Raw genomic sequence first — 25762 nt, forward strand, 5'->3', positions numbered from 1 at the left:
GACGGCGTGTCGTGACAGATGGATGGCGTGGCTGTGGAGAACTCCGGCAGCCGGCGCGGGGGCGTGGGAGGGTGGCGCGATGCAGCCCACGCCCCTCCCTCCGGAGTTCCGGAACGACCCGTTCCGCGTTCGTGATGCACGCGCGGCCGGGATCTCGTCGTCCCGCCTCCGGCGCGCCGATCTGAGTCGGCCCACCCACGGCGTGCGGTCCGCGACGCCGGCACGGCTCGACGACACCGCCGGACGCTGTCGAGAGCTGCTGCCGGTCCTTCCGGACGAAGCGATCTTCAGCCACGCGACCGCCGCGGTCCTGCATGGGCTGCCGGTCCCCGCACGTCTGCACGACGGTCCGCTCCATGTCGCCGTGCCCCACCCGACGCGCGCGCCTCGTCGGCCGGGTGTCGTCGGGCACCAGCTGGAACGCATCGAACGGGTGCGGGTGGGCGGCATCCCCACGTCGTCTCGGCTCGAGACGTGGGTGCAGCTCGGCGCGCTGCTCCCCGTGGACGACCTCGTCGTCGCCGGGGATGCGCTGCTGCGCCGCCACGACCCGCACACCTCGATCGTCGCCATCGACTTCGCCGTGGACGCCGCCGCCGGTCGCCCCGGCATCCGTCGGCTCCGCACGGCACTCACGTTGATCAGGCCGCGCACGGATTCCCCGATGGAGACGGTGCTCCGGCTTGCGATCGTCCGCGCCGGTCTGCCCGAGCCGAGCATCAACCATGTGATCCCGACGCCGACTCGCGACTATCACGCCGATCTCGCGTACCCGGCGCTCCGAGTCGCGATCGAGTACGACGGCGACCACCATCGCACGGACGCCGCGCAGTTCCACACCGACATCGACCGCCTCTTCGAGATCGAGGCGGCCGGATGGCGCGTGGTCCGGCTGAACCGGTCCCACCTCACGCCCGACGCTGCACTCGCGATCGCACGAATCACAAGCGCGATGGCAACCAGTGGCCACGACACGCCGTGGGCGCGACGCCTCTGACGGCGTGTCGCGACAAGTGGTTCAGGCGGGGAGGGAAGGGAGGGCGCAGGAGTCGCCGTCGCAGGCGGCGGCGGAGGCGTCGCCGAGGGGGATGAGAGTGAAAGGGGCGGCGGACGCGGCGACCACGGCCCCGGTCACGGCCCCGGTCTCGGCGGGGGCGGCGCTCATGCGGTCGCCGCCTCGCGCTCGCCCCAGACCTGCTCGAGCACCTGGGCGAAGGTCGCGGCGTCCTGAGCTCCGGAGACGCCGTACTTGCCGTCGATCACGAAGAACGGGACGCCGTTGATGCCGAACTCGGTGGCGGTCCGCTGGTCCTCGCGCACGTCGGCGAGGTACTGCTCCGACTCCAGCGCGGCGAGGGCCTCGGCGCGGTCGAGGCCCACGGAGGCGGCGAGGTCTGCGAGGTCCTCGACGCGCCCGACGTGGCCGCCCTCGATGAAGTAGGCCTTGAACAACCGCTCGGCCAGCTCGAGCTGCTTGCCGTTCGCCTTCGCGAAGTGCAGGAGCTCGTGCGCCTTGACCGTGTTGGTGTGCTTGAGGCTGTCGAAGTCGTAGTCCAGGCCCACGGAGGAGGCGATGCCGGTGACGCGCTCCAGCATCTGCTGCACCTGCTCGGCGGCCATGCCCTTGTGCCCGGCGAGGAAGTCGATCTCGCTGCCGTCGAAGTCGACCGGGGTGTCCGGCGAGAGCTCGAAGGAGTGGTACTCGACCTCGACGTCGCGGCCGTCGCCGGCTCCGGCGAAGAGGCCGCTGCCGGCCTCGAACTTGCGCTTGCCGATGTAGCACCACGGGCACGCGATGTCGGACCAGATGTCGATCTTGATGGGTTCGCTCACATCGGCCTCAACGTCGTGCACCGCTGCAACTATTCCGAACCGGACGAGGCCGCCGAACCCGACGAACCCGACGAACCCGACGAACCCGACGAACCGCCGCCCTCGGCGGTGGGCGTGTCGACCGCCCCGCCGAAGCGACGGTTGCGGCGCGCGTACAGCCCGACGGCCTCCCACAGGTCCGTGCGGCTGAAGTCCGGCCACAAGGTGTCGAGGAACACCATCTCGGCGTACGCGCTCTGCCAGAGGAGGAAGTTGCTGGTGCGCTGCTCCCCCGAACTGCGTACGAAGAGGTCGACGTCGGGCATGTCGGGCAGGTAGAGGTGGCGCTGGATGGTCTTCTCCCCCACCGCGGACGGCTTCAGCCGGCCCGCGGCGACCTCCTGGGCGATGGAGCGGACGGCGTCGGCGATCTCGGTCCGTCCGCCGTAGTTGACGCACATCGTCAGGGTGAGCACGTCGTTCCCCGCGGTCAGCTTCTCGGCGTACTGCAGCTCCTTGACGACCGACCCCCACAGACGCGGCTTGCGGCCGGCCCAGCGCACCCGGACACCCCACTCGTTGAGCTGGTCGCGCCGGCGGTGCAGCACGTCGCGGTTGAAGCCCATGAGGAAGCGGACCTCGTCGGGCGACCGCTTCCAGTTCTCGGTCGAGAACGCGTAGACGCTCAGGTGCTTGACACCGATCTGGATGGCGCCGGCCACGACGTCGAGCAGCGACGCCTCCCCCGCGCGGTGTCCCTCGATGCGGGTCAGGCCCTGCCGATTGGCCCAGCGTCCGTTCCCGTCCATCACGATCGCGACGTGCCCTGGCACCACGGCGGCGGGCAGGGCAGGCGGATACACGCCGGTCCAGTCGAGCGGGCGGTACTCGACCGCGTCCTTGTGCGTGTAGGGCTTGGGGCTCATGCGCTCCCCTTCTCGTCGTGGTGGACGTGCTGCAGGGAACGGAGGCCGCGCTCCAGATGCCACTGGGTGTAGGCCGAGACGACGCCGTTCGCCCGGGAGCGGGTGGTGTCGTCCGCCGCGTCGGCGGCCGCCCAGTCGCCGGTCAGCAGTGCGCCCAGCAGGTCGATCGTCGCCGGGTCGACCCGCGGGGCACCGCTCGGCGCGCACTCCGGACAGACCACGCCGCCGAGCTGGACGACGATGTGGTCGTGCGGTCCCGGACGCCCGCACCGCGAGCAGTCGAGGAAGCTGGGCGCCCAGCCCGCGAGGGAGAGCGCCCGCAGCAGGTAGGAGTCCAGCGTGAGGGTCGGTGGGTGCTCGCGGCGCGACAGCGAGCGCAGCGCTCCGACGAGCAGCAGGTACTGCTGCAGGGAGGCTTCCGCGTCGGTCAGCCGGTCGGCGGTCTCCACCATCGCGCTGGCCGCCGTGTAGCTGGCGTAGTCGTCCGCGATGAGCGCGCCGTAGGAGCCGAGGGACTCCGCCTGCGTGATCACGTCGAGCGTGCGCCCTTCGTAGAGCTGCAGGTCGGCGACCATGAACGGTTCGAGCCGCGCCCCGAACCGCGAGGCCGTGCGCCGCACCCCCTTGGCGACCGCACGGATCTTGCCGTGCTGGCGGCTGAGGAGCGTGACGATACGGTCGGCTTCGCCCAACTTGTGGGTGCGCAGCACGACGGCTTCATCACGGTAGACGGGCACCCCTCCAGTATCGCGCGTCCGACCGACAGCCTCGCGCAGCGCCGCATGGTAGAAGTGACTGTGAGCACGACCGCCGCCCTGACCATCCCCCTCTGGGGCGACCTCGTCGCCGTCGGCATCGGCAGCCTCCAGGGGGCGATGTTCGCCTCCGGTTTCCGCGATCGACGGCTCGATCTGCTCGGCGTCGCGATCATCGGCGTCGCCACCGGCGTCGGCGGCGGTCTGCTGCGCGACCTGCTCCTGAACGTCACACCGGTCGCACTGCAGTCCAATTGGTACCTGCCGGCGACCGTCGTCTCCGCCCTGGTCGGGATGCTGCTGGTCCGCCTGTTCCGTCGGCTGGACCCGCTGATCACCTTCCTGGACGCCCTCACCATCGGCCTGTTCGGCGCGATCGGCGCGAGCAAGGCGCTCTCGCTGGGGCTGCCGGAGGTTCCCGCCATCTTCGTGGGGGTGCTGGCGGCCGTCGGCGGGTCGATCCTGCGCGACGTGCTGCTCAACCTGCCGATCGCGCTGATGCACGTCGGCTCTCTCTACGCGGTCGCCGCGGGAGCAGGCACCGTCGTGCTGGTCGTCCTGGTCGATCTCGGAGCACCGCTCACGGTCGCCGCTCTGCTCTGCGTGGTCGTCACCCTGATCATCCGGTTGCTCGCGGTGCGTTTCGGCTGGAGCCTGCCGGAGCAGCGGGAGCTGGGCCGGATCCCGCGGGTGCGCTGGCCGCGGCTGACGCGCCGCCCGGTCGATGCGCACGTGGACGAGCGCACCGACACCGGCGCCATCCCCCGCTACCGCATCGAGAAGCCCGACGACCCCGTCCAGTAGCGCGGCGCCCCAGGATCCGGCCCTCTGCGATCCGGCGCCCTGGCGATCCGGAGCCTCGAGATCCCGCGCACTGCGATCCGGCACTCCCCGATCCGGCGCCCCGCGTTCCGGCACCCCGCGACGTGGCGTCGAGCGCCGTCGCACCCGCCGCCCAGGCCGCCACACGCCGCCCGCACGACGGAACGCCGCCCACCTCGTGGACGGCGTTCCGGGCGACCGGTTCAGGCGCTGACGAGCTCGGCGTCCTCCGCCTGACCCGCCGAGGCGCGCACCGCGCGGTTGACGGCCGAGACGACCGCCTTGAACGACGCGGTGGTGGTGTCGGCGTCGATCCCGACGCCCCAGAGGCGCACCCCGTCCACGTCGAGTTCGATGTAGGCCGCGGCCAGCGCCGACTCGCTCGCCGACAGCGTGTGCTGCGAGTAGTCGTAGAGGTGCGCGTTGATGCCGCGGGCGTTCAGGATGTCGATGAACGCGGCGATCGGCCCGTTGCCCTCTCCGCTGACCTTCGAGACGGTGTCGCCGTCGCGCAGGGTGGCGGTGAGGGTCACGTGGTCGCCGGACTCGTTCGTGGTCGAGGTGCTGCCGAGCTCGAACCGGCCCCACTTGGCGTCGGCGTCGGAGGCCGGCGCGGGCAGGTACTCGTCCTGGAAGACGTCCCAGATCTGCTCGCTGGTGACCTCGCCGCCCTCGGCGTCCGTCTTCGCCTGCACGACGCCGGAGAACTCGATCTGGAGCTTGCGCGGCAGGTCGAGCGCGTGGTCGGTCTTCAGCAGGTAGGCGACGCCGCCCTTTCCGGACTGCGAGTTGACGCGGATGACCGCCTCGTAGCTGCGGCCCAGGTCCTTCGGGTCGATGGGCAGGTACGGCACGGCCCAGACCAGGTCGTCGACCGACTTCCCCTCGGCCTCGGCCTGCGCGGCCATCGCCTCGAAGCCCTTCTTGATGGCGTCCTGGTGCGAGCCGCTGAAGGCGGTGAAGACCAGGTCGCCGCCCCAGGGGCTGCGCTCGCCGACCGGCAGCTGGTTGCAGTACTCGACCGTGCGCTTGATCTGGTCGATGTCACTGAAGTCGATCTGCGGGTCGATGCCCTGCGTGAAGAGGTTGACGCCCAGCGTGACCAGGTCGACATTGCCGGTGCGCTCGCCGTTGCCGAACAGGCAGCCCTCGATGCGGTCGGCGCCGGCCATGTAGCCGAGCTCGGCCGCCGCGACGGCGGTGCCGCGGTCATTGTGCGGGTGCAGCGACAGGATGACGTTCTCGCGGTGGTTCAGGTGGCGCGACATCCACTCGATCGAGTCGGCGTAGACGTTGGGCGTCGCCATCTCGACCGTCGCGGGCAGGTTGATGATGACCTTGCGCTCTGCCGTGGGCTCGAAGATCTCGATCACCTGATTGCAGATGTCGGCGGCGAACTCGAGCTCGGTTCCGGTGTAGCTCTCGGGCGAGTACTCGTAGTAGATCTCGGTGCCGGGGACCAGCGCCTCCATCTGCCGGCAGAGCCGGGCGCCGGCGAGGGCGATGTCGACGATGCCCTGCTGGTCGGTGCGGAAGACGACGTCGCGCTGCAGGATGCTGGTCGAGTTGTAGAGGTGCACGATGGCCTGCTTGGCGCCGATCAGCGACTCGTAGGTGCGCTTGATCAGGTGTTCTCGCGCCTGGGTCAGCACCTGGATCGTGACGTCGTCCGGGATCGCGCCCTCCTCGATGAGGCTGCGGACGAAGTCGAAGTCGGTCTGGCTCGCGCTCGGGAAGCCGACCTCGATCTCCTTGTAGCCCATCCGGACGAGCAGGTCGAACATGATGCGCTTGCGCTCGGGGCTCATCGGGTCGATCAGCGCTTGGTTGCCGTCGCGCAGGTCGACGGCGCACCAGCGCGGCGCGACGGTGATGCGGTTGTCCGGCCAGGTGCGGTCCGGCAGGTGGACGCGGATCTGCTCGTGGAACGGACGGTACTTGTGAATCGGCATGGCGCTCGGCGCCTGCGTGTTCTTCATGGTCTGAATTCTCCTCGCGGGGTGGTGTGGAGAGCCGACGACGAACTCCGCGACGAGGGAGGCCCGGAACTAGGACTCGTCGCGGCAGCTAAGAAGGAGCAGACCGTACACAGCAACGAGAGTACCACGCATGGTCAGGAGCGACCGCGGGCCAGCGACGCCGCCTGACGCACCGAGAGGTCGGGGAGATAGGCGCGCGCGAGCCCGATCCCGATCTCCGGCAGCGCGACCGGATCGGGGTAGGCCATGATCAGCGGGTGCAGCTCGGGTTGGAACTTCTGCTTGAAGTTCAGCAGGGAGCGGAAGCCGTAGACGGGCTCGAGCGAGGTGCTGAGGTAGCCCAGGATGCGGTCCATGCCGCTCTTCTCGCCGTCCGGGGTGCCGGCCGTGTGGGCGAGCGGCGCCGCCGAGAGGCTCATGAACTCGATGCCGTCGGCCTTCATCCGCGTGGCCGCCTCGGCGATCAGGAACTCCATCACTCCGTTGATGCTGCCCGGGCGGCGGCGCATGAAGTCGAGGGTCCAGCCGATCACGACCCCGTCGCGCCAGGTCGGCAACCAGCTGGTGACGCCCTCGATCCGGCCGCTCTCGTCGATCGCGAGCATGAGGCGGACCGCCGGGTCGCGCAGCTCGTCGATGCCCCCGAGCGTGAAGCCCATCTCCGGCAGGTCCTTCTCGGCCACCCACTGCTCCGAGATGTCGGAGATCTGCACCGTCGCACTGAGCGGGAGCGCAGGATACGAGGTCCACTCGGCGCGGATCCCGGCGCGCTGCGCACGGTTGATGGACGTGCGGACGTCCTGCCACTTCTTGCCGGTGGTCGCCCAGTTCTGCGGCCGGATCACCGTCTCCTCCGCGACCGTCATCGTCGACCAGCCCATGCGCTCGAACAGCGGTTCGTATTCGTCCTCCACGCTGTAGTAGACGGGGATCCAGCCGTTGTCGTCGCAGTAGCGGGCGAATCGCTCGATGGCGCGGTCATGCGGAGCCGGCGCGCCGAACGGGCCGCCGGTCGTGATCGCGACCCGGCCGACCACCCGGTAGGCGATCGCGCCGCCACCGTCGGGGTCGAACCAGTGGCTCGTGCCCGGCCAGGTCGCCATGAACGAGAGCGCGTCACCGCCGCCGCGGGTCAGCAGCGCACGGACGCGGGCCGCCTCGTCGGCGGTGCGCCCGACGGCCCCGCGACCGAGCATGGGCGGGATGGCCGCGGCGATGACGATCAGCCAGAACAGCGTCCCGATGTTGTGGTAGACGATGGTCGCCAGTGGCGTCGTCGGCAGGTACTGCACCGGCTCGCGGCGCAGGAAGCTCACCGGGACGAATCGCTCGAACACATCGTCGAGCAGGTCGCCGATGTCGATCGGACGGGTGAAGCCGGTGTCGCGCTGCAGCCAGCCGACCAGCACGTACAGGGCGGCGAGTCCCAGGCCCGAGAGCACGACCGTGAGCACGTAGCGCCGCACGGCCCGGGCGGTGGGCAGCACCGGGAAGTGCCGGCGGAGGACGATCAGCAGGATCGCCATGACCAGCGGCACCGCCGAGGAGATCGCGAGGATCGCGGTGACCTCCCAGTAGCGCGCCGAGACTGCGGCGCGCGCCCCGCCGGCGACCGGGAGGATGCCGAAGTAGAGCATCGAGAGGATCGCGAGGAGACCGTTCACGCCGACGGCGAGCCACACGGCGAACCGCCGGCCGCGCAGGAGGCCGAAGGCCGCCACCAGGAGCACCAGGAGCGGCAGCACCGAGAGCAGAACCGGCCCGAGGCCGTTGATCCGCTCGAGCGTGATGTCGCGCACGCAGTCGCGGGTGACGGCGAACGCCTGGCAGCGCTCGAGCACGTTCCCCCGGTTCGCGACGTCGTCGCTGAACAGGAGGGCGATCGGCGAGAGGAGGCCGTACCGCGAGCGGGTGAGCAGCCCGATCACCGGGCCGATGGCGGTGACCGCGACCGCGGAGGCGAGGAGCACCCGGATCTCGTGATGGGAGCTGCGCTGCCACCCGCGGGCCCGTCCACCGCGGTTCAGGAGGGCGCCCAGGGCAAGACCCGCGAGCACCGCGAGCAGGCGGTCGAGGTCGGAGGGGAACCCGGAGTAGAGCAGGAACATGATCGCGACCAACAGCGTGATCACGCGGATCCGGCGTCGCCAGAGCGCGCCGGCGAACGCGCTCGCGGTCATGATCGTCCCGCCGATGGCCGTGAAGACGTCGAGCGCGACGAGCCCGTGGACGTTGCGCGACCACATCTCCCCCGTCTGGCTGCCGATCAGCTGGACCGCCGACCCGACGACGATCCCGACCACCGGTGTGACGACGAACGCCAGCGCCGTGCGCCAGGTGCGCATCAGGTGCTCGGAGGCCCCGACCAGGAGGACGAGCAGCACCAGACCGAGGATCAGCTCGGCGATGTCGCTCGTGAACAGCACGGACGTGACCGGCGACCACCAGTGGCCGTCGGCGATCTGCGCGGCACCCGTGCCCACCCAGATGCGCAGCGGCCGGTGCGGGCCGTGCAGCGGGCCTGTCACGAGGGCGAGCACCAGGACGAGCACCGTGACGCCGAGGGTGAACGGGTAGCGGGCGACGATGCGCCCGACACGGTGGATTCCGCGCTCCTCCGTCTGGATCGCGAGGGCGCCGGTGAGCGGCAGAGGTTCGCGCGGTCGGTCAGCGGCCGGTTCCGACGCGGGCGGTTCCGACGCGGGCGGCTGCGGCGCGCTCGGCTGTTCGGCGGGCGGCTGCGGCGCGCTCGGCTGTTCGGCGCTCGGCTGTTCGGGCCGCTCCGGCGCGTTCTCCCCCGGACCGCTCATCGTTCCAGTCCCATCTGACGTGCGATGGCCGGGAAGCCGTCCTGCAGAGTGTGACGCACGGTGTTCCAATCGTGCGCGGTCCCCGGGGAGATCAGCAGTTCGCTGTGGATCCCCGCCGCGGTGGCCGCCGCATCCAGCGTCCGGGCGAACGCGGTGTACTTGGCATCGTTCTGCCCGACGCCGAACACGATGGTGGAGTCCTTGTAGGGCGCCTTCGCCTTCATCATGGCGAGCGGCTGTGCCGCCTCGAATGCGGCGGTGGAGCCGCCGAACCCGGTGTCGATCGTCAGCGTCCGGTCCCCCAGGGTCGGGCCGAGCTCGCTGGAGGACGCCAGCGCCGAACCGAACAGCTCCGGGTGCCCTGTGGCGAACTGCACGGCGCAGGTCGCACCCTGCGAGTAGCCGAACACGCCCCAGGCGGCCGGATCGCTGCTCACCCGGAGGTGGGACGACACCCAGTTGCGGACGTCCGTCAACAGATAGGTCGCCGAGTCGCCGTACTCGCGCGAGTCCACGCACATCGGGTTGCGGCCGGGGCCGCCCAGCTGGTCCGCGGCGACGACGATCGGCGCGTAGCCGTCGTGCGCCGCGGCGAAGGCGTCCATCGCGGGCGCGAGCCGCCCGGCGGTGAACATGTCGGCCGGGGCTCCGGGCTGGCCGGAGAGCGCGTAGAGCACCGGGAGCGCCGGCGGATGCGCCGTCAGGGCGACCGGGGGCAGGTACACCACGGCCGTGCGCGCCGGGAAATGCGATTCGGTGGCCGGGATCTTCACCGTGCCCACCTGGCCCTTCGCCGGCACCGTCTGTCCGGTCGTCGCCGTCGAGGCGTAGTCCGTGCCGATGTCGAGCACCTCCCCCCGCTCCGCGTGCAGGTCGAGGGCCTTGTACGGCACGACCCCCAACGCATCGTCGAGATCACGGTACGCCCCGAAGTCGACATTGATGCCCGCCGCGGCGGTGACGAGGAAGACCGGGATGCTGACGATCGCGATCAGCTTGCGCCACCAGCGCGAGCGGAACAGGTTCGCGATCGCGAGGCTCACGCCGGCGAAGCCGAGCACCGCCCACCACGTCGTCACGGGGGTCAGCCCGACGCCGAACGCGTTGTAGACGTCGTCGGCGAGCCAGACGATCAGCCAGCCGACCAGACCGCCGGCCACCGCGGCGATCAGCCCGGCCGCCGTCCGCCGCGCGGTGGGGCGCAGCAGCAGGTAGAGGGCGAGGACCGCGGCGATGATGTCGACGGTGATGAGGAACGGCGGCTTGTCGATCCTCAACGTCATGAGCCAGTTCAGGGTGGGTCCTCTCCTCGGTGCGCTGCCATTATCCGGGTCACAGGTGGTCCCGAGCTGGAGCCGTGGTCAGGTTCAGGAAACTCGAAGGGGGCTATTCGACAGCGAGCGCGGCGACCGGGGTGATGCGCGTGGCCCGGCGGGTGGGGGCCAGCGATGCGAGCACCGCGAGCACGGCGCCGGCCAGGGCCACCACACCGAGGTACGCCCACGGCAGCACCGGGATCACGAAGCCGCCGCCGGGGATGCCCGCCAACAGGGACTGCGCGCCGGCCCAGCCGTAGACGGATCCCAGCACCAGCCCGGTGACGACGCCTGCGACGGTGATCTGCACGCTCTCGGCGAGGATCATCCGCCGCACCTGTCCACCGGTGAAGCCGAGCGCGCGGAGCAGGCCGAGCTCACGGGCACGCTGGAGCACGCTGAGGGCGAGGCTGTTGACCACACCGACCGCCGCGATCACCGCCGAGAAGCCCACCAGCACGCTGAACACGACCATCGTGACGGTGAGGATATTCTCAACACCCGCGTAGACCTCCGGCTGGTCGTGCGCCGCCTGCTGGATCATCTGGAGCCAGGACTGGGCGGCGACGACGAACATCGTGACGAGGGTCACCCCGATGACGAGACCGATCGTCGTCCGCGAGCTGCGCTCCGGGTTGCGCACCGCGTTCGCCGCCGCCAGGCGGGCGGCGGCGCCGCGCCCGAGCAGCAGTCCCGCTCCCCGCAGGACCGCGGGCAGGAACAGCGGCGCCGCGAGCACGATGCCCGTGAACGAGAGGATGCCTCCCGGGAAGGCGACGAGGATGCCGTACGGTCCGAGAGCCTCCAGGACAGGGACACCGCCGAACACTCCGAGCCCGAGCAGGACCCCCACCGCCAGCAGGGCGACGCCGACGGCGATGAGAGCGAGCGCGACGATCGTGCGGCCGCGGGTGCGCACCGCCGATGCCGGGCGCTCCTGCGCCGCGCCGAGCGCCTGCACGGGAGTGACGGTGAGCACGCGCCTGCTGCCGATCCAGGAGGCGAGCCAGGTCGTCAGCGCGACGATCACCACCGGCACGAGGAGAGTCGGGGTGAGGACGGGGTAGAGCCGGTCGGGCAGCACGCCGGCGACCGTCAGCAGCCGGGTCGCGAGCAGCGACAGCGCCGCGGCTCCCGCTCCCCCGGCCACCGCCCCGATGATCCCGACCGTGAGCCCCTCGCCCGCGACCGATCGCCGTTGCGCCTGCGCGCTCGACCCGATGAGCCGCAGCAGCGCGATGGTGCGGGTGCGTCCGGCGATGATGGTGGCGAACGTGTTGGTCGTCACGATCGCGCCCACATAGACCGCGATCACGAAGAAGACGGCGGAGACCATGGACAGCGCGATCTGCGCCGTCGTGCTCGCCCCGAGATCGGTGGCGCCGATGTAGGCGCTCAGGACGTTCGTGCAGGCCAGGAGTGCGACGCCGAACGCCGCGCTCAGGGCGGCGACCAGGATGCTCGCCCGGTGCTCGCGCGCGTTGGCCCGGAACGCCCGGATCACGCCAGGGCCTCCATCCCGAGCATGTACGCCGAGATCTCCTCGGCCGAGGAGCGGTCGCGTTCGGCGGCCACGCGGCCGTCGGCGAGGAAGACGATGCGGTCGGCGAAGCTGGCGGCCACCGGGTCGTGCGTGACCATCGCGATGCTCTGACCGTAGCTGTGGGCCGCCTCCCGCAGCACCGCGAGCACCTCGCGTCCCGTGCGCGAGTCCAGGTTGCCGGTCGGCTCGTCGGCGAAGACCAGGTCGGGCCGGGTGGCGAGCGCTCGCACGATCGCGACCCGCTGCTGCTGGCCGCCGGAGAGCTCGTGCGGCCGGTGCGTCAGGCGCGCCTGCAGGCCCAGCGATTCGATCAGGTGGTCGATCCACTCGCGCTCCGCGGCGGCCGGGCGGCGACCGTCCAGCTCGAACGGCAGGAGGATGTTCGCCTGCACGTCGAGCGTCGGGACCAGGTTGAAAGACTGGAAGACGAAGCCGACGCGCCGACGGCGCAGCAGGGTGAGCTCGGTGTCCGGCAGGCTCGTGATCTCGGTGTCGCCGAGGAAGACGCGTCCGCTGGTCACCGTGTCGAGCCCCGCCATCACGTGCATCAGGGTGGACTTGCCCGATCCGCTCGGACCCATGACGGCGGTGAAGCGCCCGGCGGGGATGCCGATGGTCACTCCATCGAGGGCGGCGACCCGGCCGGCTCCGGAGCCGTAGGTCTTGGTGGCGCCCTCGACGCGGGCGACGGGGGCGGGATCGGCGGCGCCCGCGGACGGCAGCGCAGTGGTCTCTGTCATACCTCCACGCTAGGAATCGGGCGCGCCCGGCGGATCGCGCTCAGGACCCATCCGCCATCCCTCCGGAGGATGATTCAGCCGGCGGTCCCGGTCAACCCGTGCTCGAACGCGTACACCACCATCTGCACCCGGTCCCGGAGCCCGAGCTTGGCCAGGATGCGCGAGATGTGGGTCTTCACCGTCGCCTCGCTGAGGAACTCGGATCCGGCGATCTCCGCGTTGCTGAGGCCCCGGGCCGCGAGGACGAAGATCTCCCGCTCGCGCGCCGTCAGCGTGGCGAACTCGACCGGCTGGGGGCGTTCGGCGCGCCCCTCGGAGAAGTACTGGAACAGTTCGCGCGTGGCACCGGCGGCGATGACCGCGCTGCCGGCGTGCACGGTGCGGATCGCCGCGAGCAGGAACTCGGGCTCGGCGTCCTTGAGCACGAATCCGCTCGCTCCACCGCGGATCGCCCGGGCGGCGGCCTCGTCCAGATCGAACGTGGTGAGCACCACGATGCGGGGCGGCGTGCGTCCCTCGCGCTCCGCCGCGGCGATGATCGCGCCGGTCGCGGCGATGCCGTCCATCACCGGCATGCGGATGTCCATCAGCACCACGTCCGGACGGGCACTGCGGGCGAGGTCGACGCCCTCCTGGCCGTTCGCCGCCTCGCCGACGTACTCCAGATCGGGCTGCGAGCTCACCAGCATCCGCACCCCGGCACGGAAGAGCGCTTGGTCGTCCACCAGGAGCACCCGGATCGGATCGGGTGCCGCCGCCGACGTCGCGGGCGCAACCGGAGCGCTCTCGTCGCCGGTCACGCGGCCCCTCCCGCGGGCAGGAACGCGGATACGACGAACACCCCGTCCGACGGTGCTGCCGAGAGCGTGCCGCCGGCGAGGGAGGCGCGTTCGCGCATCCCGGGCAGGCCGTGGCCGATGCGCGGCAGCGTCCCGGTCGTGAGCTGATCGGCGGACAGGTGCTTCATGGTGTTCCTCACGGTGATGACGATGCCGGGCCCTCCGGCGCCGGGAGCGGTCTCGGCCAGGATGACGGCGGCTGGCTGGGTGGTGTCGCCGTGCCGGAGGGCGTTGGTCAGCGCCTCCTGCACGATGCGGAAGGCGGCGATCTGCTGGGCGGAGCCGAGCGTCTCGAACGAGCCGAACCGCTCCAGCGAGACCGCCAGCCCCGCAGCCCGGATGTGCTGAACGGTCTCGCCGATGTCGTCGATGCCCGGCTGCGGTCCCTCGGGTTGCGACTGACGCAGCTCGGCGAGCAGCACGCGCACGTCGCCGAGGGCCGAGCGCGCCGTCGCCGCGATCGTGGTGAGCGCCTCGTCCACGGCATCCGGATCGGTGTGCCGGGCGTAGCGCGCGCCGTCGGCCTGGGCGATCACGACGGCGAGCGAGTGGGCGACGACGTCGTGCATGTCCCGGGCGATGCGGGTGCGCTCCTGCTCGACGACGACGACCTCCTCCGCCCGATTGCGGTCGAGCTCGGCGACGGTCTGCGCGTAGCGGGAGAACCGGGCCGCCCGCCAGGTGCGCATCAGCAGCCCGAGCACCCAGGACAGTCCCAGCACGGTCACGCTGACCACGAACAGGAAGGCGAACTGCAGCGCGATGCTGGTGATGGCCGATGAGAGGAGGTTGAAGTAGTCCTGCGCGAGGGCGCTCGTGACCGAGAGGTACAGCGCGGCGACCAGGGCGCCGAGGCCCGCGGAGACCAGGCCGACCCACCGGACGACACGGTCGCCGTACGCGGCGGTCGCGTAGAGCACGAGCAGCACGCCCAGATCGCTCGCCAGGATGCTGTTGCCGGTCGTCATCTGGATGACGGCGGCCAGCCAGGCCAGCGCGAGAGCGACCGGCGGTGAGAGCCGGCGCAGGGCCACCGCGACGGTGAAGACCGTGAGGACCACGATTCCGGAGCGGCCGCCGTCGTGGCTGAAGCCGAACACGTTCGAGGAGTCGATCAGCAGGCAGAACACGGCGAACGCCGCCGCACCCGCGATGTCGAAGGTCAGCTGGCCGCGGCGCAGGCGGCGCACCAGCCCGGGCCGGTCGGGGTCGCTCTCGGTCACGACCGCCCCGCCCGACGAGGCGAGCCAGACCAGGACCGACCCGCGCTGGCCCGTTCCGCCCGGCGTCGGCGCCGCCGGCTCGAACGCACGCTGGCGGGCGACCAGGTAGCCCAGCAGCCAGGCGAGCAGGAAGGCCACGATCATCAGCAGGCTCATCAGGAGCAGCCCGACGCCCTGGCTCGTGTAGTAGCCGGCGATCACCGGACCGAACTGCAGGAACTTCAGCTCGCCGCGGACGGTGAACAGGAACGCCATCGCCGGTCCGAACAGGATGGCCGACCCGAAGGCGAACCACCGCAGCACCGCGCCGCCGTGCGCGGCGATGCCGAACACGGTCGCGAACACCGCGACGGCGGCGATCACCCGGAACGCGCTCGGCAACGGATCCGGCTCCGTCAGCTCCAACAGGATCGCCGTCCAGACGATCCCGAGCGCGACGCCGGGAAGCACGCGGGACAGGGCGACGGCGGCGCAGTAGAACAGCAGAGCGAGCGCCGACAGGGCGGTGGGGAGCCCCGCGATCAGCCAGGCCGCGAACAACAGCACCGCGACCGCGGGTTCGAGCACCCAGCGGCGCGGTGCGAGCGCGCTCAGGACGCGGGTGCGGTCGGCCATGCCTCTACGGTACGGTCCCCGCGCGGCCGGGACCGCATCCGTCCGCGGGAATCATCCTGCCGATGTACGGGACGGCGGGTCAGAATCCGAGGCGGCCGAGCTGCTTCGGATCGCGCTGCCAGTCCTTGGCGACCTTCACCCGGATGGAGAGGAAGACGTGCTGCCCGAGCAGTTTCTCGATCGGCTCGCGCGCAGCCGCCCCGACATCGCGCAGCCGGCTGCCGCCCTTCCCGATCACGATCGCCTTCTGGCTGTCGCGCTCGACGAAGAGGTTGGCGTAGACCTCGACGAGGTCTTTGTCGTCGCGCTCGATGATGTCGTCGATGGTCACGGCGAGCGAGTGCGGGAGTTCGTCCTGCACCCCCTCCAGCACGGCCTCGCGGATGTACTCAGCGATCCGGTCCTCGAGGCCCTCGTCGGTGATCGCGTCCTCCGGGTACAGCGGACCGGGCGACGTCGGCAGCAGCTTCATCAGCTCGCCGGTGAGGGTGTCGAGCTGGATGGCGCTGGTCGCCGAGATCGGCACGATGGCCTCCCACTCGCGCAGCTCCGCCAGCGCCAGCAGCTGCTGCGCGACCTGCGGACGGCTCGCCTTGTCGATCTTCGTGACGATCGCGACCTTCTTCGCCGACGGGTAGTCGTCGAGCTGGTCGTTGATGAACCGGTCACCCGGACCGATCTTCTCGTCCGCCGGCACGCAGAAGCCGATCACGTCCACGTCGCCGAGCGTCGACTGCACGAGCGTGTTGAGCCGTTCGCCGAGCAGGGTGCGCGGCCGGTGGATGCCGGGCGTGTCGACCAGGATGAGCTGACCGGCCTTCTGGTGCACGATGCCGCGGATGGCGCGGCGGGTCGTCTGGGGCTTCGAGCTCGTGATCGCGACCTTCTCCCCCACGAGGGCGTTGGTCAGCGTCGACTTGCCGACATTGGGTCGGCCGACGAACGACACGAATCCGGCGTGGTACTCGGTCACGGGCGTACTTCCTTCTCGCGTCTGTCGCGCTTCTGGTTCTTGTCCTCGCCGCGCTGCCTGTCCTCCGCGCGGTGGAAGGTAATCGACGGCTCGGGCTCGGGCAGGAGGGCGGTGTCGCGCTCCACCAGGACGGTGCTCACGTGCTTGTGGCGACCCTCGATCCGATCCACCGTGAAGCGCAGACCGTGCACCCCGATCGTGGAGCCGACCTCGGGGAGGCGGCCCAGTGCTTTCGCGACGAGACCGCCGACGCTGTCGACGTCCTCGTCCTCGATCTCGAGGTCGAACAGCTCTCCCAGGTCGTCCAGCGGCAGCCGTGTCGCGATGCGGTAGCCGCCCGAGCCGAGCGGTTGGATGAGCTCGACCTCGTGGTCGTACTCGTCGGAGATGTCGCCGACGAGCTCCTCGATCAGGTCTTCGAGGGTGACGAGTCCCGCGATTCCGCCATACTCGTCCACCACCATCGCCAGGTGGTTCGACTCGCGCTGCATCTCGCGCAGCAGCGCGTCGGCCTTCTGCGACTCCGGCACGAACAGGGCGGGCCGGGCGATCTCCCCCATCGTCAGCCCTTCCGCGCCGAGCGGGCGCTCGAAGCTGAGCTTGGCGACGTCGCGCAGGTAGAGCACTCCGACGACTTCGTCCGGGTCGCCGTCGATGACCGGCATGCGCGAGACGCCCTTGCTGAAGAAGAGTCCCATCGCCGTGCCGAGACCCGCCGACGTGTCGAGGGCGATCATGTCCGTGCGCGGGATCATCACCTCGCGCACGACGGTGTCGCTGAACTCGAAGATCGAGTGGATCAGCTCTCGGTCGTCCTCCTCGAGCACGTCGAATTCGGTCGCTTCGTCCACGATGCTGAGCAGCTGCTCCTCGCTCGTGACCGGCGCCGAGCGGGCGCGCGACGGCGTCACCCTGTTGCCGAGCGCCACGAGGCCGCCCGGGATCGGGCCGAGCACGACCCGCACGAAGCGCACCAGCCCGGCCGTCGCGCGCAGGAGCCCGGTGGAGTTCGCGCGGCCGACGCTGCGCGGGCTCACCCCGACCAGCACGAACGACACACCGGTCATGATCAGGGCGGCGAGGATCAGCGAGATCCACCACTCGTCGAAGATCTGCTCGAAGGCGAGCGTGACCAGCACGGCCGCCGTGGTCTCCGCGATGATGCGGCTGAAGTTGACGGCGTTGAGGTACGGGCCGGGGTCGTCGGAGATCGCCAGCAGGGCCTTCCTCGACCGGGACGTCTCGGCCAGATCGGCGAGGTCCCCGCGCGACTGCACGCCGAGGGCGGAGTCGACCGCCGCCATCAGACCGCCGAAGGCGACGAGCAGGAAGGCGACGACGAAGAACAGCGCCGTGAGCATCGGACTCCCTAGCGCTGACGGTCGTAGCGGGCGAAGCCCACCAGGATGTCGCGCTGGATCCCGAACATCTCGCGCTCCTCCGCCGGCTCGGCGTGGTCGAAGCCCAGCAGGTGCAGGATGCCGTGGGTCGTCAGGAGCAGCAGTTCATCCATCAGGGTGTGCCCGGCGGTCTCCGCCTGCATCTGTGCCACCTGCGGGCAGAGCACCACGTCGCCGAGCAGGCCGGCCGGGGAGGGCTCCTCCTCGGTGCCGGGACGCAGCTCGTCCATCGGGAAGCTCAGCACGTCCGTCGGACCGGGCTCGTCCATCCACTGCACGTGCAGCTGCTCCATCGCAGCCTCGTCGACCAGGACGATCGCGAGTTCGGCGTCCGGGTGCACGTGCATGATGTCGAACGCGTAGGCGGCGAGGCGCTGGAGGGCGGCCTCGTCCACCTCGATCGTCGACTCGTTGTTGATCTCGATGCTCATGGCAGGCCTATCGTCGCTTCGGGAGGTGGTCGCGGGCGGCGCCGCGGCGCTCGGCACGGTTGGCGAACTCGGCCGCCTTCTCGCGTTCGTACAGGCGGGCCTGCTGCTTCGCGTCGTACTCGGTGTAGGCGTCGACGATGCGGCCCACCAGGGTGTGGCGCACGACGTCGTCGCTGGTCAGCTGGGCGAAGTGGATGTCGTCGACGCCCTTCAGCACGCGCGTCACCAGCCGGAGGCCGCTCGCCGCGTTCGGCAGGTCGATCTGGGTGATGTCGCCCGTCACGACCATGCGCGAGCCGAAGCCCAGCCGGGTGAGGAACATCTTCATCTGCTCGGGTGTGGTGTTCTGCGCCTCGTCCAGGATGATGAAGGAGTCGTTGAGCGTGCGCCCCCGCATGTACGCCAGCGGGGCGACCTCGATGGTGCCCGCTGCGAGCAGCTTGGGGACCAGCTCGGGATCCATCATCTCGTTCAGGGCGTCGTAGAGCGGACGCAGATACGGGTCGATCTTGTCGGTGAGGGTGCCCGGCAGGTAGCCGAGCCGCTCGCCCGCCTCGACGGCCGGGCGGGTCAGGATGATCCGGCTGACCTCCTTGCGCTGGAGGACCTGCACGGCCTTCGCCATCGCCAGGTAGGTCTTGCCCGTGCCGGCCGGGCCGATCCCGAACACGATGGTGCTCTCGTCGATCGCGTCGACGTACTTCTTCTGGCCGAGCGTCTTCGGTCTGATCGCCTTGCCGCGCGCCGTGAGGATGGCCTGACCGAGCACGTCCGCCAGGTTCACGGTCGTGTCGGTGTCCAGGATCTTCGCCGATGTCGTCACCTCGGCCGGGCTGATGTCCTGGCCGCTGCGGACCAGTTGCAGCAGCTCCTCGATCAGCCGGCGTGCGGCCTCGACCTGCGTCGCATCACCGCTCAGGGTGATCTCGTTGCCGCGGACGTGCACGCTGACCAGGGGGTACTGCCGTTCCAGCGTGGTCAGCAGGCGGTCCTGGGGTCCCAGCAGACGGACCATCTGGACGCCGTCGACGTGCAGACGCGCCTCGGCGGCCCCGTTCGACGCGGCGCCCGCCTCGGGCATCGGTTCGCTAGTCGGCAAGGCTTCCTTCCTCGAGCGACCCGCCGGGGCCGGCGCTCAGTACGTGGGCGTGCACATGGAATACGGTCTGTCCCGCGCCCGCACCGGTGTTGAAGACCAATCGGAAATCGCCTCCGGCTTCGGTCGCGAGCCGGTGGGCCACCGCGACCATCTCGGCCAGGAGGGCCGGATCGCCCGCTGCCAACTCCGTCACATCCCGGTACTGCTCGGTCTTGGGGACGACGAGCAGATGCACCGGAGCCTTGGGGGCGATGTCGCGGAACGCGATGATGCGCTCGCCGTCGTAGACGATGTCGGCCGGGATCTCTCCCGCGACGATGCGCGAGAAGATCGAGGGCTGTGCGCTTTCCATGACATCCATCCTATTCGCCCGCCCGGGAGGTTCGGCCAGGTCCGTGGCCGGCCACGGCGACTACCAGCGCCCGAGGGCGGCGTTCAGCACGGCGAGGGCGGCCGGACCGGCGGTGGAGGTGCGCAGCACGGTGTCGCCCAGCCGCACGATCCGCCCGCCCGCCGCACGCAGCGCGTCCAGCTCGGCAGGGGCGATTCCGCCCTCCGGGCCGACGACCAGCACCAGGTCGCGGTCGCCGGCGGTGACGGCCGTCAGAGGCGACTCCCCCGTCGGCTCCAGCACGAGGACGTCCGACTCCGTCGCCAGAGCGGCCACCTGCGCCGTGCCGGCCAACGCGCCGACCTCCGGCACCCAGGCCCGGATCGACTGCTTCGACGCCTCGCGCACGATCGTCGCCCAGCGCTCGCGACCCTTGGCGACCTTCGCCCCCTCCCAGCGCGAGACGGACCGGGCAGCCGACCACGGGACGACCCGGTCGACGCCGAGCTCCGTCGCCGCCTGGATCGCGAGCTCGTCGCGGTCGCCCTTCGCCAGTGCCTGCACCAGGGTGATGCGCGGGGCGGGCCGCTCGGTCTGCCAGGAGGAGGCCACCTCGATGGTGAGTTCGGCGCCGGTCGCGAACAGCACCTCGCCCGAGACCAGCAGCCCTCGGCCGTTCCCGATCTGCACGGTCTGGCCCGGGCGGGTGCGGTTCACGGTCGTGGCGTGCTTGGCCTCGGCACCGGTCAGCGTCAGGAGCGCACCGGGCTCCGCCGCCTCGAGGTCCTCGCGCAGGTAGAGCGAGCTCATCGGATCAGAAGTTCAGGAACCGGTCGCGGAGCTTCGCGAACAGCCCCTGCTGGAACCGGGCGAGCGAGGGCTCCACCGAGTGGTGGGTGGCCGCGAACTTCTTGATCAGCTCCTTCTCCTTGTGGTCGAGCTTCGTCGGAGTGACCACCTGGATGCCGACCCGCAGATCGCCGCGTCCGCTGCCGCGCAGGTGAGTGATCCCGCGGTCCTTCACGGTGACGATGTCGGCGCTCTGCGTGCCCGCCTTCAGCTCGAGGCGGATGTCCCCGTCGAGCGACTTCACCGTCGCGGTCGTCCCGAGGATCGCGTCCGCCATCGACACCTCGAGGGTGCACAGCAGGTCGTCGCCGTCGCGGCTGAACACGTCGTGGTGCTTCACCTTGATCTCGAGGTACAGGTCGCCGTTCGGGCCGCCGGCCGGGCCGGCCTCGCCGCTGCCCGGCATCTGCAGGCGCAGACCGGTGTCGACGCCGGCGGGGATGTCCACCGGCACGGTGCGCCGGGCCCGGACGCGACCCTGACCCTGGCAGGTGACACAGGGGGTGGCGATGATCGTGCCGTAGCCGCGGCAGCTGCCGCACGGGCTGGAGGTCATGACGTTGCCGAGCAGGGAGCGCACCGAGCGCTGGAGGCTGCCGGTGCCGTGGCAGATGTCGCAGGTGACCGGCGCGGTACCGGGCTGGCAGCACGAGCCGTTGCAGGTCTCGCAGACGACGGCGGTATCCACCTCCAGCTCCCGGTGGGTGCCGAAGACGACCTCGTCGAGGTCGATCTCCACCCGTAGCAGCGCGTCCTGTCCGCGCTCCCGGCGCGAGCGTGGTCCGCGCGAGGTCCCGCCGCCTCCTCCGCCGAAGAACGTCTCGAAGATGTCGCCGAAGCCGGCGAAGTCGCCCTGGCCTCCGCCGCCGAAACCGGTCGAGCCGCCGAGGTCGTATTGCTGGCGCTGCTGCGGATCGCTGAGCACGTCGTAGGCGTGCGTGACCAGCTTGAAGCGCTCCTGCGCTTCCGAGCTGGGGTTGACGTCCGGGTGCAGCTCGCGCGCGAGTCGGCGGTACGCCTTCTTGATCTCGTCGGTGGTGGCGTTGCGCTCAACGCCCAGGACTTCGTAGTGGTCGGCCACGTAAGGTGCGTTCCTTGTCGTTTGTCGTGTGTCTAGTCGCCGAGGAGGCGGGAGAGGTAGCGGGCGACCGCGCGGACCGCGGCCATGTTGCCCGAGTAGTCCATGCGGAGAGGGCCGAGCAGGCCGATCCGGGCGATGTCGGATCCGGCCGCGCTGTAACCGGTGGAGAGGATCGACGCCTCGCTGAGCCCGAGGACGGCGTTCTCGCGTCCGATGCTGACCGCGACGCCGTGCTGGTCGAGCGCCATCTCATCGAACAGGCGCAGCAGCACCACCTGCTCCTCGATGGCTTCGAGCACCGGTGTGATCGTTCCGGGGAAGTCGGTCTCGGTGCGGACGAGGTTGGCGGCCCCGGCCATCACGAGACGCTCCTGGCGGTTTGCCGCGATCTGGTCGAGCAGGGCGCTCGCGACCGGGGAGACCAGGTCGCGGGTGCGCTCGGTCAGGGCGTTCGGCAGGTCACGCAGCCGCGCGGTCGCGTCCGGGAGGGACAAGCCCGCAGCCGCGCCGTTGATCGCCCCGCGGATCTCCGCGATCTCCGGGTCGGTCAGTTCGGAGCCGAGCTCGATCACCCGCTGCTCGACGGCGCCGGAGTCGGTGATCAGCACGCTGAGCAGACGGTGCGGGGCGAGCGACACCAGTTCGATGTGCCGGATGCGCGAACGCGTCACCGACGGATACTGCACGAGCGCGACCTGATTGGTCAGCTGGGACAGCAGCCGCACGGTCCGTGCGAGCACGTCGTCGAGGTCGATGGACTCGCCCAGGAACGCCTCGATGGCGGTGCGCTGCGCCGGGGTGAGCGGGCGCATCTCGGAGAGGTGGTCGACGAAGAGCCGGTACCCCTTGTCCGTCGGCACACGGCCCGAGGAGGTGTGCGGCGCGGCGATCAGCTCCTCCTCCTCGAGGAGGGCCATATCGTTGCGGATGGTGGCGGCCGAGACGCCGAACGAGTGCCGCTCGACGATGCTCTTCGAGCCGACGGGCTCGCGGGAGGCGACGTAGTCCTGGACGATCACTCGCAGGACCTCGAGACTGCGCTCGGAGACCATGGCACCCTCCCGTCGACATCTGCCCGTCACCTCGTGAACGCTCCGCCACTTAGCACTCAGCATTCTTGAGTGCTAATCATATCGCGCGAAAGGCCCGCGCGAGTCATTGTCGGCGGGCGCGCCCGGCTGTACGGTATCGGCACCGGGTCGACTCCGTCGTATCCGATCACGAAGGGGCGAGACGATGTCCGATCCGAATCAGCCAGCGGAACCCGACGGCGGCATTCCACCGCAGCAGCCCGGCGTCCCGCCGCAGCAGCCGGCCGGTCCGCCTCCCGCCGCGCCACCGGGCGGGTACAGCGCTCCGCCGGCCGGTGCTCCCCAGCAGCCGTACGGATCGCAGCAGCCGTACGCCGGGCAGCCGCCGCAGCAGCCCTACGGCGCGCAGCAGCCCTACGCCGCCCCCGCACCGGCGGCGGGCGCCCCGCTGGACGAGGCGTCCGACAAGCAGTGGGCGTCGTTCGCGCACCTCGGCGGCATCCTGTGGCTGATCCCCTCGCTCATCATCTGGCTGGTCTTCAAGGATCGCGGGGCGCGCACGAACGTCGAGGCGAAAGAGGCGCTCAACTGGCAGATCACCTGGATCATCGTCTGGGTCGCCTCGCAGATCGTCGGCATCATCCTCGCCTTCACCGGCGTGGGCTGGCTGCTGTTCGGGCTCCTGATCCCGTGGGCGCTCTACATCGTGAACCTGGTGTTCTCCATCCTCGGTTTCGTCAAGGTGAACTCGGGAGGCTCGTACCGCTACCCGGTGAACTTCCGCTTCATCAAGTGACGGCCCGGGAGCGAAAGGCTCTCGGCGTCTTCTCAGATTCGGGCCATCGGCCCTAGGCTGTGTGGGTAATCGTCCGTCGATCAGCCCGGCGCGCCCGGGCTCTTTGCAAGGAGACCCCAATGTCCGCAACGCCCCCACCGCCGCCGCAGCAGCCGTACGGAGGCGCCTCTCAGCAGCTGAGCCCCGCCGACGAGAAGCTCTGGGCAACGCTCGTCCACGTCGGCGGCATCCTCTTCGGATGGCTTCCGGCGCTGATCGGCTACCTCGTCCTCAAGGACCGCGGCCCCTTCGTCCGCACGCACACCGCCACCGCGCTGAACTTCCAGATCACGCTGTTCATCGGCACGATCGTCGGATGGATCACGAGCTTCGTCGTCATCGGCATCTTCATCCTGATCGCCGTCTGGGTCGTGAACATCGTCTTCAGCATCATCGCCGCCATCAAGGCGAACCGCGGTGAGTACTACACCTACCCGATCGCCATCAAGTTCGTGAGCTGACGCTCGGGTTCACTGCTCGGCGAGCAGCCGTCGGACGACGGCATCCGCCAGAAGCCGTCCTCGCAGGGTGAGGGTCACCCGCCCGGCGAGGGCGGCTTTTCCGTCGATCAGCCCGTCGGCGATCAGCCCGGCGACCTCGCGCCGCCCGTCCTTCGACAGCTCGGACGTCGCGATCCCCTCACGGATGCGGGTCAGGAGCAGCACCCGCTCCACCCGCCGCGTCTCGGCGCCGAGCGTCTCGCGCCCGGCCGCGGGCGATTCGCCGGCGAGCACGCGCTGGGCGTACGCGGCGGGATGCTTCACGTTCCACCAGCGCACCCCGCCCACGTGACTGTGCGCGCCGGGCCCGATGCCCCACCAGTCGTGACCGAGCCAGTACGACAGGTTGTGCCGCGAACGGTGCGCGTCGTCCCGCGCCCAGTTGCTCACCTCGTACCAGCCGTAGCCGCCGGCGCCGAGCCGTGCGTCCGCGAGCTCGTACATGTCGGCCTGGAGGTCCTCGTCCGGCTCCGGGACCTGCCCGCTCGTGATCTGGCGGGCGAGCTTGGTCCCCGGCTCGACGATGAGCGAATAGGCCGAGAGATGGTCGGGCGCGCAGGCGAGCGCCGTCTCCAGGCTCCGCTCCCAATCGGCGAGGGACTCCCCCGGCGTGCCGTAGATCAGGTCGAGGCTGACCTGCAGGCCGGCCTCGCGGGCCCATTCGACGACCAGGGGGATGCGCTCCGGATCGTGGGTGCGCTCGAGCGTCGCGAGCACGTGCGGGACCGCGGACTGCATCCCGAACGAGATCCGGGTGAAACCCGCGTCGGCCAGGCGGCGCAGATCGCTCGCATCCACCGAGTCCGGGTTCGCCTCGGTGGTGACCTCCGCGTGCGGTGCGAGGCCCCAGGCGTCGCGGACCGCGCCCAGCATCGCACCGAGGTCCGCCGGCGGCAGGAGGGTCGGGGTGCCGCCACCGAGGAAGACGGTCGACACCGGCCGGGGCGGGAGCCCGCTGGCCTCGAGCGCGGCGGCCGCGAAGGCCACCTCCGCGACGGCGTGGCCGGCGTAGTCCGATTGGCTCACACCGCGCAGCTCGGTCGCGGTGTAGGTGTTGAAGTCGCAATAGCCGCAGCGCACCCGGCAGAACGGCACGTGCAGGTAGACGCCGAAATCGCGTTCGTCGACGCCGTCGCGGGCGGAGACCGGCAGCACGCCGTCGGCGGGCGCCGGATCACCCAGCGGGAGCGCGCCCGGCATCAGGCGGACCGCGCCGGCAGCAGCGCGCGCAGGTACCTGGCCGTGAAGCCGTTCTGCACCAGGCGCAGCACGGGGGCACCGAGGCGGTAGAAGGCCGTCGACGGCCGGGAGAACGCCCGCAGCACGAACCACACCGTGCCGTCCTCGTGGCGCTCGACCAGGAACGCCTCCTCGCCGCTCTCCGGGTGGCCGCGGAGCGTGCCGTAGGCGAAGCCCTTGCGATCCGGCTCGTCGATGACGTAGACGACCCGGATCGGTGCGGAGACCTTGAACGGGCCGAACGGCACCTTGAGCACGGCGGTCATGCCGTTGCGGATGAACGGCGAGCCGTCGTCGGCGAACACGTCCTCCTCCGGGCGCTGGGCGCGCATCCCCACCGGAGTGCCGTCGGCGTCGTACTCGATGCCCTCGTACTGCACGCCGGTCCCCTCCGTCACCTCGGTGACCAGGATGCCGCTTCCGCGCTGCACGCCCCAGGTCATCAACGCCGAGGCCGCCGTGTCGAACCGCTCGTCCCCCGACCCGAGCCGCATCCGCTTCTGCAGCGGCCGGTAGCCCTTGGGCGGGTAGTAGAGCAGATCCGGGGCCTGCGTTCCGCCGACGGCACCGTAGGTGACGGGCTGGTCGGTGAAAGTGGAGCGACGCATGGTGT

General features: G+C 70.6%; 25 protein-coding genes. 4 read left to right on the plus strand and 21 right to left on the minus strand.

Annotation, left to right across the window (positions count from 1 at the left end; translation table 11 throughout):
- Positions 1–79: 79 nt before the first annotated feature.
- Positions 80–997, plus strand: coding sequence for an endonuclease domain-containing protein (locus U870_RS0102430; protein WP_025155830.1), 918 nt, complete (start codon positions 80–82; stop codon positions 995–997).
- Between the two features lie 21 nt (positions 998–1018).
- On the opposite strand, the gene U870_RS24210 is transcribed toward U870_RS0102430, so the two are convergent.
- From U870_RS24210 to recO, 4 genes are read right to left on the minus strand one after another with little or no spacing between them, the layout of a single operon-like run.
- Positions 1019–1165: a hypothetical protein gene (locus U870_RS24210; RefSeq protein ID WP_162819070.1), complete on the minus strand. Its 147-nt coding sequence runs from the start codon at positions 1163–1165 to the stop codon at positions 1019–1021.
- Positions 1162–1833 (minus strand): DsbA family oxidoreductase, encoded by a 672-nt coding sequence (locus U870_RS0102440; protein ID WP_025155831.1) that lies wholly within the window; start codon positions 1831–1833, stop codon positions 1162–1164. The genes U870_RS24210 and U870_RS0102440 overlap by 4 nt, the downstream gene beginning before the upstream one ends.
- A gap of 29 nt (positions 1834–1862) precedes the next feature.
- Positions 1863–2738 carry an isoprenyl transferase gene (locus tag U870_RS0102445; protein ID WP_025155832.1) on the minus strand — a complete coding sequence of 292 codons (876 nt, stop codon included), beginning with the start codon at positions 2736–2738 and terminating at the stop codon, positions 1863–1865.
- Positions 2735–3475, minus strand: a complete 741-nt coding sequence (recO, locus tag U870_RS0102450; RefSeq protein WP_025155833.1) for a DNA repair protein RecO — start codon at positions 3473–3475, stop codon at positions 2735–2737. The genes U870_RS0102445 and recO overlap by 4 nt, the downstream gene beginning before the upstream one ends.
- A 60-nt stretch (positions 3476–3535) precedes the next feature.
- On the opposite strand from recO, the gene U870_RS0102455 reads away from it, so the two are divergent.
- Positions 3536–4297 (plus strand): trimeric intracellular cation channel family protein, encoded by a 762-nt coding sequence (locus U870_RS0102455; protein ID WP_025155834.1) that lies wholly within the window; start codon positions 3536–3538, stop codon positions 4295–4297.
- Positions 4298–4518: 221 nt separating this feature from the next.
- Here U870_RS0102455 and leuA read toward each other — a convergent pair whose 3' ends face one another.
- The 15 genes from leuA to hrcA form a co-directional block, all read right to left on the minus strand.
- Positions 4519–6294: a 2-isopropylmalate synthase gene (leuA, locus tag U870_RS0102460; protein WP_025155835.1), complete on the minus strand. Its 1776-nt coding sequence runs from the start codon at positions 6292–6294 to the stop codon at positions 4519–4521.
- Positions 6295–6428: 134 nt separating this feature from the next.
- Entirely contained in the window at positions 6429–9104 is a 2676-nt protein-coding gene (locus tag U870_RS0102465; protein WP_025155836.1) for a bifunctional lysylphosphatidylglycerol flippase/synthetase MprF, read from the minus strand.
- A complete protein-coding gene (locus U870_RS0102470) occupies positions 9101–10387 on the minus strand; it encodes an alpha/beta hydrolase (RefSeq protein WP_240183616.1) in 1287 nt (428 codons plus the stop codon). The genes U870_RS0102465 and U870_RS0102470 overlap by 4 nt, the downstream gene beginning before the upstream one ends.
- A gap of 103 nt (positions 10388–10490) precedes the next feature.
- Positions 10491–11924 carry an ABC transporter permease gene (locus U870_RS0102475; protein ID WP_205288710.1) on the minus strand — a complete coding sequence of 478 codons (1434 nt, stop codon included), beginning with the start codon at positions 11922–11924 and terminating at the stop codon, positions 10491–10493.
- Positions 11921–12703 carry an ABC transporter ATP-binding protein gene (locus U870_RS0102480; protein WP_025155839.1) on the minus strand — a complete coding sequence of 261 codons (783 nt, stop codon included), beginning with the start codon at positions 12701–12703 and terminating at the stop codon, positions 11921–11923. Before U870_RS0102480 ends, U870_RS0102475 begins: the two co-directional genes overlap by 4 nt.
- A gap of 74 nt (positions 12704–12777) precedes the next feature.
- A complete protein-coding gene (locus tag U870_RS0102485) occupies positions 12778–13503 on the minus strand; it encodes a response regulator (RefSeq protein WP_043709255.1) in 726 nt (241 codons plus the stop codon).
- Positions 13500–15380: a sensor histidine kinase gene (locus U870_RS0102490; RefSeq protein ID WP_029947092.1), complete on the minus strand. Its 1881-nt coding sequence runs from the start codon at positions 15378–15380 to the stop codon at positions 13500–13502. Before U870_RS0102490 ends, U870_RS0102485 begins: the two co-directional genes overlap by 4 nt.
- Before the next feature lie 79 nt (positions 15381–15459).
- Entirely contained in the window at positions 15460–16353 is an 894-nt protein-coding gene (gene era, locus U870_RS0102495) for a GTPase Era (protein ID WP_025155842.1), read from the minus strand.
- Positions 16350–17714, minus strand: a complete 1365-nt coding sequence (locus U870_RS0102500; protein ID WP_025155843.1) for a hemolysin family protein — start codon at positions 17712–17714, stop codon at positions 16350–16352. The genes era and U870_RS0102500 overlap by 4 nt, the downstream gene beginning before the upstream one ends.
- Positions 17715–17722: 8 nt before the next feature.
- Positions 17723–18184, minus strand: coding sequence for an rRNA maturation RNase YbeY (ybeY, locus tag U870_RS0102505; protein ID WP_025155844.1), 462 nt, complete (start codon positions 18182–18184; stop codon positions 17723–17725).
- A gap of 7 nt (positions 18185–18191) precedes the next feature.
- Positions 18192–19265, minus strand: a complete 1074-nt coding sequence (locus tag U870_RS0102510; protein ID WP_052357516.1) for a PhoH family protein — start codon at positions 19263–19265, stop codon at positions 18192–18194.
- A gap of 7 nt (positions 19266–19272) precedes the next feature.
- Positions 19273–19635, minus strand: a complete 363-nt coding sequence (locus U870_RS0102515; RefSeq protein WP_025155846.1) for a histidine triad nucleotide-binding protein — start codon at positions 19633–19635, stop codon at positions 19273–19275.
- Between the two features lie 60 nt (positions 19636–19695).
- Positions 19696–20424, minus strand: a complete 729-nt coding sequence (locus U870_RS0102520; protein WP_025155847.1) for a 16S rRNA (uracil(1498)-N(3))-methyltransferase — start codon at positions 20422–20424, stop codon at positions 19696–19698.
- 4 nt (positions 20425–20428) lie between these two features.
- Positions 20429–21544 (minus strand): molecular chaperone DnaJ, encoded by a 1116-nt coding sequence (gene dnaJ / locus U870_RS0102525; protein WP_025155848.1) that lies wholly within the window; start codon positions 21542–21544, stop codon positions 20429–20431.
- Between the two features lie 32 nt (positions 21545–21576).
- Positions 21577–22596 (minus strand): heat-inducible transcriptional repressor HrcA, encoded by a 1020-nt coding sequence (gene hrcA / locus U870_RS0102530; RefSeq protein WP_025155849.1) that lies wholly within the window; start codon positions 22594–22596, stop codon positions 21577–21579.
- Between the two features lie 184 nt (positions 22597–22780).
- On the opposite strand from hrcA, the gene U870_RS0102535 reads away from it, so the two are divergent.
- Positions 22781–23371, plus strand: a complete 591-nt coding sequence (locus tag U870_RS0102535; RefSeq protein ID WP_025155850.1) for a DUF4870 domain-containing protein — start codon at positions 22781–22783, stop codon at positions 23369–23371.
- A gap of 119 nt (positions 23372–23490) precedes the next feature.
- Entirely contained in the window at positions 23491–23871 is a 381-nt protein-coding gene (locus U870_RS0102540) for a DUF4870 domain-containing protein (protein WP_025155851.1), read from the plus strand.
- 9 nt (positions 23872–23880) lie between these two features.
- On the opposite strand, the gene hemW is transcribed toward U870_RS0102540, so the two are convergent.
- Positions 23881–25110: a radical SAM family heme chaperone HemW gene (gene hemW, locus U870_RS0102545; RefSeq protein ID WP_025155852.1), complete on the minus strand. Its 1230-nt coding sequence runs from the start codon at positions 25108–25110 to the stop codon at positions 23881–23883.
- Positions 25110–25757, minus strand: a complete 648-nt coding sequence (locus tag U870_RS0102550; RefSeq protein WP_025155853.1) for a DUF1990 family protein — start codon at positions 25755–25757, stop codon at positions 25110–25112. The genes hemW and U870_RS0102550 overlap by 1 nt, the downstream gene beginning before the upstream one ends.
- Positions 25758–25762 lie beyond the last annotated feature (5 nt).

It is taken from the genome of Leifsonia aquatica H1aii (assembly GCF_000633535.1).
GTDB lineage: Bacteria > Actinomycetota > Actinomycetes > Actinomycetales > Microbacteriaceae > Leifsonia > Leifsonia aquatica_A.